Annotated in this window: 7 protein-coding genes and 2 pseudogenes; 5 read left to right on the top strand and 4 right to left on the bottom strand. The window is 58.1% G+C overall.

Features of this window, described 5'->3' with window-relative positions; all coding sequences use genetic code 11:
- Nucleotides 1–343: 343 nt before the first annotated feature.
- The gene (locus NLM33_RS18980; RefSeq protein ID WP_371929967.1) at nt 344–1,792 is read right to left on the bottom strand and encodes an NEL-type E3 ubiquitin ligase domain-containing protein; all 1,449 of its coding nucleotides are present in this window, start codon (nt 1,790–1,792) and stop codon (nt 344–346) included.
- Nucleotides 1,793–3,567: 1,775 nt separating this feature from the next.
- Between NLM33_RS18980 and NLM33_RS18975 the strand changes: the two genes are divergently transcribed.
- On the top strand, nt 3,568–4,092 hold the full coding sequence (locus NLM33_RS18975; protein ID WP_254105831.1) for a YfbU family protein: 525 nt from the start codon (nt 3,568–3,570) through the stop codon (nt 4,090–4,092).
- Nucleotides 4,093–4,238: 146 nt separating this feature from the next.
- Complete coding sequence (locus tag NLM33_RS18970; RefSeq protein WP_254097557.1) at nt 4,239–5,195, top strand: AAA family ATPase; 957 nt, start codon at nt 4,239–4,241, stop codon at nt 5,193–5,195.
- A 198-nt stretch (nt 5,196–5,393) separates the two neighbouring features.
- On the opposite strand, the gene NLM33_RS18965 is transcribed toward NLM33_RS18970, so the two are convergent.
- Entirely contained in the window at nt 5,394–6,419 is a 1,026-nt protein-coding gene (locus NLM33_RS18965; RefSeq protein WP_254097556.1) for an IS110 family transposase, read from the bottom strand.
- 41 nt (nt 6,420–6,460) lie between these two features.
- Between NLM33_RS18965 and NLM33_RS18960 the strand changes: the two are divergent.
- Nucleotides 6,461–7,072 (top strand): annotated as a pseudogene (locus NLM33_RS18960) (IS66 family transposase); the annotation flags it as partial.
- Here the strand turns inward: NLM33_RS18960 and NLM33_RS18955 are convergent.
- Together NLM33_RS18955 and NLM33_RS18950 are read right to left on the bottom strand one after the other, a co-directional pair.
- Entirely contained in the window at nt 6,978–9,056 is a 2,079-nt protein-coding gene (locus NLM33_RS18955; RefSeq protein WP_254097555.1) for a recombinase family protein, read from the bottom strand. The pseudogene NLM33_RS18960 and the gene NLM33_RS18955 overlap by 95 nt on opposite strands.
- Nucleotides 9,037–9,228: a hypothetical protein gene (locus NLM33_RS18950; RefSeq protein ID WP_254097554.1), complete on the bottom strand. Its 192-nt coding sequence runs from the start codon at nt 9,226–9,228 to the stop codon at nt 9,037–9,039. The genes NLM33_RS18955 and NLM33_RS18950 overlap by 20 nt, the downstream gene beginning before the upstream one ends.
- Before the next feature lie 303 nt (nt 9,229–9,531).
- On the opposite strand from NLM33_RS18950, the pseudogene NLM33_RS18945 reads away from it, so the two are divergent.
- Both NLM33_RS18945 and NLM33_RS18940 read left to right on the top strand, forming a co-directional pair.
- Nucleotides 9,532–9,705: pseudogene (locus NLM33_RS18945) on the top strand (transposase domain-containing protein); the annotation flags it as partial.
- Between the two features lie 980 nt (nt 9,706–10,685).
- Nucleotides 10,686–11,912 (top strand): MFS transporter, encoded by a 1,227-nt coding sequence (locus tag NLM33_RS18940; RefSeq protein ID WP_254097553.1) that lies wholly within the window; start codon nt 10,686–10,688, stop codon nt 11,910–11,912.
- Nucleotides 11,913–12,634 lie beyond the last annotated feature (722 nt).

Below are 12,634 nucleotides of genomic sequence, written 5' to 3'. Positions count from 1 at the left end.
TTGTAGGCCGCGCTGGTCAATGGCTGGCGATGAGGGCCTACCTCCCCTCGAAAGTTTCGACGTTCTCATGAACGCTAAGTCGGTTTCGAAGAGCGGACATTCGGAGAGAACCGCGTCCGCCGGCGCCCCCCGAACGACGCAATCAACGTGCCGCTTGAAATTGGAGGTTCTTACCGGTCGCTTCGCACTGCGTACCGGCACTATTCCTTGCCGGCCTTCCCGCGCACACTCAGTAAGACTAGCGCGATCTCCGGCTTGGTCCGGATCCAACTTCGGCAGGAATGCCCCCTTGCGCCGCCGATCGCATGGAAACAGGATCCCCCCCCGCATACGGAGCGCCACTTCATAACTCGAGACCGCGGTCCCCGAGCACCTTGCGCATCAACGCGCCCTTGATCTCGCGGGTGATTTCTTTGAGGAGATCGGGTCCGAGCCCCTGCGCGGCTTCGGCTATGAGCTCCGGCGCGGCATCGGTCAGGTGAAGATCGGCGAGCCGTTGCTGCATGCGCGTCTCGAACTCCTCGCCCATCGCATCGGCGAGCCGTTCCTGCATCGCTGCATAAGCCTCGGGTGCAATGCGGCTCACCACGGTTTCCAAGGGTTGCGAGGTTACCAGATAGTCGGCGAATCCTGCCGCCTCTTCGTCTCGCACGCGCGTCTCGGCCGCAATGAGGTCGTCCTCGGTGACGTAGGAGACGGTGAAGAAGCGCATGTCCGGAGCGATATGCCGCAGCTTGAGCCGCTCGCGCAGCTTGATCTGATAGGCGAGATAGACCTCGATCTCGTCGACAAAGCGGAGCGAGCTGACTTTCTGCCGGGCGATCTTCTCGAGCTGGTCCAAGCGGAACAGCACGCGGGCTTGCTCGATGAGCTCGTTGAGCCGCTCGTCATAGGCCCCGTCCTCGACATCGGCGTTTAGACGTGCGGACTGCATGCCGTTCCAGGTCAAAGTGATGCGATCCTCGCAGGTCTCGCTCGCCCCGAAGGCCAGTTCGAAGTACTGCTCGCGCAACCGCGGCCTGATTGCCGCCTGCCGCAAATCCTCGGCCACCGCCTGCCGGAACTCGGGGTTGCCATAGTTCACGGTGTGCCGCAGCCTGTCGAGGAAGAAGGCATACTGCTGGGCGCTCGGTTCATCAGTGACGGTCTGCCAGGCGGCCACCACCTGCGGCTCGCCCTCCAGCCAGTCCGCGACGACCTCGGGCAGAGGCCGCGGCGGCGCTTGCTCCGATCCTTCGCCTCGCGAGAAGAAGAGGTATGGGCCGGCATAGCCCGGGACGTCGCAGGCTGCCGCCAGATTGGTCCGTACCCGCTCGGATAGCGGGTTACCCGTCAGATCAGCGACGCACTCAGGGCCGAGCCGCGTCAGCAGCGTCTCGGGCAGGCTGGTCAGCTGGTTGTTGCTCGCGCCGAGAAATTCGAGCCCGGCCGGGAGGCGGGCCGGCAGATTGGTCAGCCGGTTGAAGCTAGCGTTGAGCTCCAGAAGCGTGGCCGGAAGGTTATCGGGCAAAGTAGTCAGCTGATTGTCCTGGACGTCGAGGCGCAAGAGCCCGGCCGGGAAGGCGGCGGGCAAGGCTGTCAGGGATAGGAACGAAAGGTCCAGCGGCGCATGGGCCGCGGCGGCATCAAGCCAGGCTCTCGTTCGTCTTACGGCCTCTTGCCGATTCTCCTGTTCACCCTGTCCGTCGTCGGCAGCCCAGCCCTCCAGAACCTGGTCCTGCGCCGTTTCGCGAGAAGCCCGAGCCTCGCGGTTCGTCGGATCGCCAGCGGCAGAGATGCGCGCCCTGGTCAAGGATCCAACCCACTGCGTTGCGGCCCGGGTGAGCGTGCATAGGCAGCCTGGCTGTTGGTCTCGTTCGGAAGAGACAGTCGTAACGCCGTCCCCCGGTTGGTCCTGTCCTGGGTTCATCGATGCGTCTCTCCGGTCGCCAAAACAAGGGGAATGCAAGGGAGCGGCGCTTCTCGAGGCCCGTAGCCCACAATTTTACAGCTTCAACCTCGCATTGATCAGGATCAATCGAGCAAGTCTCTTTGTGTAATCGTGAGCCGCGGTGATGCGTGCGACGTCCTGCAATTGCTGGTTATTCGTTCCTGCAATCGGCATGCCGCACCGCCAACATGTGAGAGTCTTTCGTGAGAGTTCCTTCTGTCTGTCGTGTTGATGCAGCGAATGCGTGCGCGTTTGGCCATTCACGTCTCCTGAATCTTGAATCTGGCAAAAGGCTCAGGACCAGCCTAGTCCACAACGGTTGGATTAGGCGGCCACCAATCCTGATAGGTGCTTGCGGTACTTCTCCACGATGCAAATAGGTACCATCCTAGGGAATTGAGATTCTCGGGGAAACGAGGTGGTCAGCTTTGCTAATCTAAGGGCAAAGGCCAATAAAGTTTGCGGCGCGTGGTAGGGGCAGTGCTTCAGGGGTCTGGTCTCGCCACTACGCGAGCGCCGAGTCACCGCCGCAAACTTCGCTGGCAGCGCGGGTGCGGTAGGGAGCGTCGGGTTCGCACTCCTCCAAGGCGCCGTGTCACCTCCGCTGCTTCCGTCCCAGGAGGTGACGGACGGCGATTTCGCGAGCAAGCGCCTCATCGATCGTCGCCGGCGCCACGTCGCCGGCCATCCCCCACTCACGACCACGGAAGGTACAGCGCGACGAACAGCACCAGGACGACTAGAACGCATGTCCACGCGATCAATAGCGCCTTATCCATCGGCCGATTCCGATCGATCTCCTCGGCTGCCCGCCTGCAATCTTCTGCGACCTTTAGTAGCCCGATCCGTTCTAGCTCCAGGGTCGAGTGCTCAGCTTCTGCTAAACAAATGTGCTCCAGCCGCCGCAGTTCTCGTAGATCCAGTTTTCTTCGACCGCGCACGCCCATACACACCAACCACAAGCACCGCCAGGAAACAGGCGACTCCTACGAGCTCGCACATGTGAGGTCTGGCTTATTCGTGCGGCTTCCTGCGCGAGGCATTGCGCCCAGCGAAGACCACCGTAGCCGTTAGTTGTTCGGCAATCCGGCAGGAATTAGGCGGGGTGCAGGCGCTACGTTGCTCCCATCAGATCCGGTAGTTGAGGCGACCGCGTCAGGTTTGCAAAGGTCCGGATCATAGGGGCGATGCCGGAGAAACGCTTTTATGGCTGGCGTTCAATAGCTTGACACGCGCCATAAGGGCCACTGGAAAGCTTCGCTCAATGGTGAGTACTCCAGGTTCAGAAACGAATGGACCGATGGGCGTGATCCATACCCACCGCCAGGCTAGTCATGATCCTCAATCGGAGAATCAGAAGTGCTTCGCCGCTCAGCAAAGGATATCGAAAACCTAAAGACATCAGCAGGCGGGGGGCTTAACTTGCCTGACCTTATCATCGAGCTCTGGAAGCAGGTGGACGATCTCAACAATGAGGTTCGATCCCACAAACAAAAGATCGGGCGTCTGGAGGACAAAACTGGTGTGAGCAGTGGCGTTGGTTCCACAGGCCGCATGAGTAAGGACTAAATCAGCTTTCGTGCGCGCAAAGGTTGCGATAGCGTCCCGTATCCAACTGGGAGGCTACAACCGTGAAGATGACAGATGGTGAGAAACTGATCGTTCTGATGTTGGCCGACATCTCGAAGCGCTTGGGAGGCCAACCGGACATTGATCCCGATTTCGTTGAGCAGACGATCTACGCCAACCAGCTATGGGGTTTCGACTGGCAATTCACCGGGATACCGTTCGAGCGATCGGATGAAACGCCGCGAGTGGTCGAGGAAACGGTCGACATCCTCGAGATGTTCAGCCTGGCCATGTTTCACTTTCAGGAACTGCCAGAGCTAGAGCAGGTCCGGACCGAATTGGGATATTCCGCACATGACCTCGACAAGTTTCCCGGGTTCGATGGCAATAACGACGCTCATTATGGTGTCGCTGCTTACTTGGTCAAGCATTTGAGGCGTTTCAAAGATCTTCCTGGAGCCACGAACAACTCGCACACGCAAACATCTCTCCCGCGATATCGAAAGATGCTGAGCGTCTATTTGCCGATGCGCGATCGGCTAGGTAGCGGCCGGTTAACTTCCAAGCAGATCATCGAGATTTTTTCGGCCTGATCGGCGGGCTTGCGCTCGCCCTCCGGCTGCCCCTGTGAATAGGTGGGACAAGCGCGAATGCTATCGCACTTGCTCCCCCCGCGTGTCATCGTCTCTCGCGGGCGTCGGCGATTTCGTCGGGCCGCGGGAAATTCAATGGTGTCGACATGCCAAAATTAAATCCGTTTCGACCTGGCAGCGTCATTTCGCCTGGAACGTTCGTAGGACGCATCGAAGAGATCGAGGTTGTTGAGCAGTCCCTATTGCAGACAAGGAACGGAAATCCTCAGCATTTTATCATTGAGGGGGAGCGAGGGATCGGCAAGTCGTCCTTGTGCTTATGGGTAGACTACTTGGCACGGGGGGATTTTACCTATGATGGCAAGAATAGGCTGAGCTTCGTGGTAGTAAATACGGAGCTTCATGCCGCCATGGGATACGACGATATCGTCGATGCCATTCTCGCCGAACTAAAGCGGCAAATTGCAAACAGACAACCACTCCTCGAAAACTGTAAGAAAGCTTGGGACTTTCTAAGCCGGTTTCAGATCTCGGGCGTGAGATACGATCGCCCCCAACCTCTTGCAACAAATAACAGGAGGCTCGATGAACTCACCGATGTTCTTGTGGACTTGATTGAAGAATCGCTCGGAGCGGTTGAGGGGGTACTGATCTTGATCGATGAGTCGGACCGACCGCCGAGTGATGCTCACCTAGGACAGTTCTGCAAGCTGTTGACAGAGCGCTTGTCGCGCCGGCGATGCGAGCGAGTGTGCATCGGCCTTAGTGGCTTACCTGACCTTATGCAGAAATTGAAAGACTCCCATGAATCGAGTCTGCGGATCTTCAACATCCTGGAGCTAAAACCGCTCGAATTTGCCGAGCGAATGATGGTCATTGATCGTGGCATCGACCAAGCAAACACGAATAGCGATACGCCGATCGAAATAGATGACGATGCCAAGCGGCTAATTGCCAACTTGTCAGAGGGCTACCCGCATTTCCTGCAGGAATTTGCACACTGCTCCTTTGCCACAGATACTGACGACAAAATCACGTGTGTGGACGCCCCAGTAAATGCAAGCAAAATCTCACTTCGGTACAGGCATGTGGTCGGGTGCTGACGTGTGTCCGGCCTCGTGATGCGACTTCGACACGTCGCGGGCCCTTATGGAATGCGTGGATCGGATCCAATTCGGCTAAGCGTGCTTGTTGGCACTCATCCACCTAATGATTCTTCCAATCCCGTCTCTGACCGATTGCCCATAATCCTCCGTTAGACCTTACCACATTCCCGACGTCTCGCGGCCTCTGGCTTTGCGTTATGCAGTGACAGACGCCGGAGCTTGATAAACGCCACCGCGGGCCATCAAGGCCCAAGCGATACGCGCTAATTTGTTTGCCAAAGCGACTGCGATCAGCTTTGGGGGCTTCTTCGAAACCATTCTCGCCAGCCAGGATCCGGCTGGCGCTCCATATCGTCTTGCCCATCGCACCACGGCGGTTGCACCAAGAACAAGCAGGCGTCGGAGATCTCGTTGGCCCATCCTGGAGATTTGGCCGAGCCTGTCCTTACCTCCGGATGAATTCTGTTTGGGCGTGAGACCAATCCAGGCCGCAAAATCACGGCCCTTGGAAAAAGTCTCCGCCGAGGGTGCCAAGGCCTCCATCGCTGTGGCGCAGATTGCGCCGATCCCCGGAATAGTCATCAAGCGTGAGGCGACATCGTCCTGTCTGGCACGAGCCCGTAGTCCCTTCTCCAGCTCTGCGATCTGCTCCGACAGGGATTCAACATGCTTCAGGAGATCCTGGCAAAGACCCCGGGCGAGATCGGGCAGGTCTGGATAGGTTGCCATCAGCTCTTTCAAACGGGGGATGTGTCTGATGCCCTGAGGGACGATCAAGCCGTATTCCATAAGATGTCCGCGCAGCGCATTGACGGTCTGCGTGCGCTGCCGGATCAACAGGTCGCGAACCTTGAATGCCATGGAAGAAGCCTGCTTCTCGGCGCTCTTGACACCGACGAAGCGCATCGTTGATCGAGACGCGGCTTCGGCGATCGCTTCCGCATCTGCAGCATCGTTCTTCTGGCGCTTGAGGAAGGGCTTCACGTAGGAGGGGTTGATCAGCCGGACATCGTGACCAAATTTGCCGATCTCTCGTCCCCAGTAATGGGCACTTGCGCAGGCCTCCATCGCGACCACACAGATCGGCAAGCTGGCAAAAAACTCGAGCAATCTGCCGCGATTGAGCTTCTTGCGCAGAACGACGCTCCCGTCTGGCCTTGCGCCGTGGATCTGAAATACGTTTTTTGCCAAATCCAAACCAATGATGCTAATCTCGTCCACGGACGTCCTCCTTGCCGGTCTTAAACACCCGCACTATGGCACATTTGATGCCGTCGGGGGGCGTCCACTCCATCGGCTATGCCGCCTATAACAAATTGGCGCGCCCCGATCGCGGCAATGATGGCATCACATTGGCTGGCTGCTGGTCACACTGCAGGCGCAAGTTCTACGAGCTGCACGTTGCAGGGAGCTCGAGAGTGGCAACGACGACAATCGAGCGGATGGCAAAGCTCTGGCAGGTCGAGAAGACCGTGCGTGGTCGTGACCCCGACACACGCGTTGCCTCGCGCCAGCAAGCCTCCGCGGCGGTCGTTGCAGATCTCTTCGATCTCTGGGAGCAGACCTTGCGGCGAATCTCCAGCAAATCAAAACTGGCCGAGGCGATCCGCTACGCCGTCTCGCGCCGTGCCATCTTCGAACGCTTCCTGACCGATGGTCGCATCGAGCTCGATTCGAACATCGTCGAACGCGCCATCAGGCCGCAAACGATTACGAGAAAAAATAGTCTCTTCGCTGGTAGTGACGAGGGCGCTTCATACTACTCATCTGTCTATCTCCTTAGAATTGAAGGCATTTCTGGTTGGCGTCGCAAGGCGGCCGACCGCGGCGCGATCGCCTGCGAGAGGCATCCTGGCTTACGTCTGGTCGCGTGAGATCAGATTGTTTGATGATCCATGTCGAGCCCTTGCATAAATGCTGCGCGGGCAATCGTCCCTCAGTGATCATGCGACGTATGGTTGATGGACTGACGTCGAGCATCTCCGCTGCTTCGATTAACGAGAGCTCACCTCGCTCCTGGCGTTCCCCCTCACGATAACGAGCGATCTCGCGGGTTCTGCGCAACGAACATACGCTGGTTCTCGTCCAGGATGCCCCGTGCGGGGTTGTTTTTCCGGAGCGATTAAGCAAGGCGGCGATCGAGTAGTCAGGCATTTGACGTGCGAGCATGCGCACAAGATCCACTACCTCGGTGTCGGTCGTCCAACGCGTCACGCCGACACGGTTCTTCTTAACTTTCAAGCGGGTGTGATCGCCACCTTGCCAATGGATGATGAGGTCCAGATGCTGATTGTCCTGATCCACGTCAACGATGATTTCCGACAGCACTGTACGCAGGATCTTCTTCTTGATCTCCGACGTAACACCGGGGCGTTGCCAAGCTCTATTCAGATCGTCCCCGAGCTTAAGCAGCGCTTCGCGATCGCCGGCGCTAAGTCCAGGAGAAGGCGAACTGGTCAAACCCTCGATTTCTCGCTCAATTGTACGCACAGCTTGGATGCGCTCGTTCCAGCGACGCTCGAGTCCACCAGCGACGTGACGATTGTCGGGGTCGACCGCGTCATATTGGCGATACGCTCGGTTTGCTTCGTACTGCGCCTGTTCAAGAGACCTTTGGAGCTGAAGCAAGTTTTCCGAATGTTCCGCGTCCTGAGTTTTCATTGCATTCAGCGCAGCCTCAACGCCAAGTGGTTGAAGCCGCTCCAGCACCTCTCGCGCCACCATCCGATCGAGGCGCATTCCACCGAAGCCAAGACAAGCTGCGACGGCTGCCTGGGTGAAATCTCCGCGGCAGACATATCTCAGCGTGTCGCCGCCTCGACCTGAGTACTGAACGTATAACCGCCGACCACATCGCGCGCAGCGCAAAAGCCCAGGGAGAAGTGCCTCGCCGCGTCGGACGGCGCCCCGACCCAGATAGCTCTTGCCGTTGGCATTGTCTGCAATGAGACGCTGGTTTCGAATAAACTCATCCCAGGAGATGTAGCCCTCGTGATGGTCGCGGAGCAGCACGTCCCAGGCTTTCCAATCTCGTTGGGGATTTCGCTTTACCTTCTTCCGACCGTTCTCGATCGTCATCCGGACACCCCGTCGTCCGAACACGTAGGCACCGGCATACACAGGGTTGGTGAGCATGTGATTCAACGTTGTGTAGCGTGGTGTACGCCATTCGATTTTCGGATCGTTCGAACCTCCAACGGCGAAGGGTAGCGCGATCTTCTCCTGGAGCAACCAGAGCAAGACCTGCCGGATCGATTGGAGCTCCACAAACTTCCTGAAGACGAGATCCAGCGCCTCGCGGACACGTACGTCCGGGTTTTTCTCGATTCGATCATCCTTCGTCTTCACATACCCGACCGCGACCGTCGTGAAGTGCTCGCCGCGCCGGGCCTTTTGTTTGACGGCTTCGACTGATCGCTGTCGAATGACGCTGAGCTCCAGCTCGCTCATCGTACCCTTCATCCCCAAGAGCAATCGATCGTTAATCGACCGAGAATCATAGACGCCATCTTCGTCGATAATGAGCGTGCCGACCAAGCCGCAAAATTCCAACAACGTGTGCCAGTCTCGACCGTTTCGAGCGAGGCGGGAAGCCTCGATTGAAAACACCGCACCGACGCGCCCCTCGCAGATTAACGCCAACAGCCGCTCAAATCCACGTCTTGCAACGCCGCCGCCGGACTTGCCGAGATCATCATCAATAACCTCGACATCGCTCCAGCCGAGTGCACGAGCGCGAGCCTCAAGGCCGTATTGCCTGCGTTGGCTCTCCAGGTTGTGGACAACCTGGTCGACCGAGGACTGTCGAACGTAGACCACGGCGCTGCGCGCCAGGTGATCAGTGGTGATCTTCGTCATGATCCACCTCCTGACTTGACTGGGCGGGTGGGGCAGACACCTTTGCTACGGCTTCGTTGAGCAGAAGCGACAGCAACTTTGCGGCCTCGGCTTGCACCGCCGGAGGTAGATGCTCCGCTCGCGCTGTTTCGAACAGATCCGGTTGCTGCCTCTTTTGTATCGTCTTGGACAAGGGCTCCTCCCTCAGCGGGAGGCGATTCCTCCCAACGCGAGGTTACGAGGACGTCAAGAAATGTCCGAAGCTCAAGAAGCCGGTCTACCGGTAGAAACGGATCAGCTACAATTTTCGTCGATGCTGCTTCGGGCTCCGTCATCCATGCCGGCAGAAGATGGAGACGACCGTTCTCGCGGCGAACTGTGAAGTGGCGACGGCCATCATGGATTTGTTCGCTGAGAATGACCAGGTCTCGGCCGGCGTCGGGATGGAACGGATATGTTACTCGAACTTCGTTGCTTGAAATCCCTGCATCATGCAGCCCCTTCGGATGGCGGCGGACGGACCTGGGCGAGCGTCGCCACACTGCTGCAGACGGCGAAGATGAACCACGTCGATCCGTTCGCCTGGCTCACCCTAACGCTTCGGCGTATCGCCAACGGTTGGCCGAGTAGCCAAATCGACGCGCTTATGCCATGGAACCACGCCACCTGACGGCCTCAGCTTGCCGCTTACCTTTTAGCGACGCGCTCTGGCGGCCGTATCGCGCTTGCATCAGTCGGGAGGCGCAGCGTTCTCAGTCTCGACGGCAAACGGCCCATACGGGCCGCTTTTCGTTTTTGAATTGCCGCGCGGGTCTCGTCAGCTTTTGGAAAGCTCGCCCGGATAGAGAACCATTGGCGGCGCGTGGCAGGGACAGCGCTTTACCAGGACCGGACAAAGCGCCGAGTCACGTCCGCTGCTAACCTCGATTGGCAGCGCGGGCGCGGTAGGGACAGCGCCCGATCCTTATCCCAATCGACCTGGCGCCGAGTCGTGCCCGCGTTGCTCCCAGTCGCTGAGACTGATCCGCTGGCGACGACCAGTCCTGGTAGTTGTGCGAAGCTTTTTCGGGACAATACATTCGGTCGTCAGCTTCTGCCGCTTCAGCTTCTGCCGCTTGAGGCTGGCCAAGTTGAAGTTGGCGGCGCGTGGTAGAGACAGCGCTTTCGCCCGCCGAGTTGGGGCGTTCGGAGCGGATAAAACGCGCCAGCCAGATCGACCCTCGGGGTTTCACCAAGGCCGATGCAGCCGCATATTGCAGCTGCTCCGAGGGCGCGTTCAACATGTGGGTACAGAAGGGTATGTGCCCGGGGCGATCCCCGGCACACAGCGTTGGGATCGCAAGGCGATTGACTGGTATCTGGACCGGGCTTCTGGTCTGCCTACCGGGGAAACCGTATCGAGCGACCCACTGGCAGACTGGTTGGCTTCCAAACGGGGAGAAGAACAAGCACTGTTTCGTGCGACTTTAGCGCTTCGGTTACGACGTCGATAGAACTTCAATTCTCTTCACCTTCACAACAATGCGCTTCGCAAAGGCGCTGGGTGACTCTTCGACGTAGTGGGCAGGGACTATTCGAATATTCCTTCGGCAGGCGGGGGCCTCGATTCGTCGGGTGGTTGTTGTGATGGTAGACCCGAAAGGACGTTCCTTGCTGGACAATAGTCGATCCTGGGACCGGCTCGCGTGGGTCGCGCTTGCTAGCGCCAGCCTAATACTGGCGTTGAACATGGGCTTGCGCCAAAGCCTCGGGCTATTCCTCCAACCGATGATCCATACACTGCATTGGACTGCCGGAGAGTTCGCGCTCGCAATTGCCGTGCAGCAGATCTTGTGGGGCCTCACGCAACCGCTCGCCGGCGCAGTTGCTGACAAGTTTGGTACCGCCCGCGTGTTGGCATCAGGCGGCTTGCTGTTTCTGGCCGGGTTTGTCCTGATGTCAACCGCCGAGGCCGTTGGGCAGTGCTATTTGGGTGTTGGTGTGCTGATGGGAATTGCGGCGAGTGCAACTGGATTTCCGATTGTATTCGGTGCAGTCACGCGCCGCGTTCCTCCTAGTTGGAGCACACTTTCGTTGGTGATCGTCACCATGGCCGGGTCGTTCGGGCAGTTCGCGATAGTACCAACGGCGCAGTTTCTGACTCGTTTGTATGATTGGTCGGCCGCGTTGATCGTTCTCGGGCTTCTCGCGTTCCTGATCACACCGCTCGCTCCTCCTCTAAAGGGCCCCACCGAAATTGAGGCAGACGGCGGGTCCAGCGCATCGTTGACCGGCGCGATCAACGAAGCATTCGGCCACTCGACCTTTTGGTGCATCAATGCAGGTTTCTTCACTTGCGGCTTTCACTTCGCGTTTCTCGCGACGCACCTGCCGGGCCTTGTCGCGACATGTCAATTTCCGACGTCCGTTGGCGCCAATATGCTTTCTCTGATCGGTTTGGCCAATATTGCGGGAGCGTACGGGGCTGGGTTGCTTGCCGGGCGCTGGCCCAAAAAGCTCGTCTTGAGCGCGACCTATTTCCTGCGTGCGTTCGGAATCGCAGTTTTTCTCACCGTGCCGTGGACCGAGGTTACGCTGTACGCCTTTGCCATCGTGATAGGATTCCTCTGGTTGGGAACCGTGCCCATGACAAGCGCATTGGTGGGACACATCTATGGAACGCGCTATCTCGCAACGCTCTACGGTATCGTGTTCTTAAGTCACCAAGTCGGAGCATTCTTTGGTGCCTGGCTTGGAGGCTTGGTCTTTGATGCCACTGGCGTCTACACGCTGATGCTGGTTGTAGACATGTTCCTCGCCCTGCTGGCTGCCGCGTTGCATCTGCCAATCAGGGAGCATTCTCTTCAAGCGGAACTGGCCTCCAGAAAATGTAGCTGATAGGTTCCGTCGACGACGTTGTACGTATGTGGAACTCGAGTGACCGCGAGCTTGCTTTGGCGCTACTCAAATAACGAATCCCTCCTAGAGTTGGAGGTCTACGATTCCTAGTCTTGAGTGGTAATGGTTATCAAACGGGGGACGCCTGATGCGGGGGCGCTGCGAACTTCGAGAAGAATTGAGACGGCGAGAAGAGCTCAAAGCCACACTCTTCCGCGCTCAATTGGATATAGCCAAGTGTAAGGCTGAGCTGGCGGAGCTCGATCAGAGAATTCTGAAGAACCTTGTCGGTAACCCAGAGCTTACCTGCTGGTAGAGGGTTTGTTGGCGCTCGTGCGATGAGGTCGCTTTGGCCTGATTGTCCGATCGAAAGAGAATGCAACGCCGAAGCGATGGATAGCAAACTCGGAGTAAGTACGACTTCAGACGATCCGGACAACCGCGAGTCCACGGTCGCAATCTCGCGGGATCGATCATATTATGGTTGCTGTTCTTGAGGCCTCGATTTGGTTCTTTTGTGTCAGGGCAGTGAGCCGACTTCCCAGGTCTCAGAACTTGTGCGCTCGTGAGGTCGACGAATGAGATGGCGCGTTTCTGATTGATCGAATCCACGCCGATTCCGGATTGATTGTCCCTGTTCGCTCTGGTGAGGTTGCCCGCTGGAACGGCCTCGCAAGTTTAGACGTGGCATGAATTGTGATTGACGTTGCGAGGGAGAGCAT

Source organism: Bradyrhizobium sp. CCGUVB1N3 (assembly GCF_024199925.1).
Taxonomy (GTDB): Bacteria; Pseudomonadota; Alphaproteobacteria; order Rhizobiales; family Xanthobacteraceae; genus Bradyrhizobium.
The sequence above is the reverse complement of the archived record's forward strand: the minus strand, read 5'-3'. Positions and strand labels throughout refer to the sequence as shown.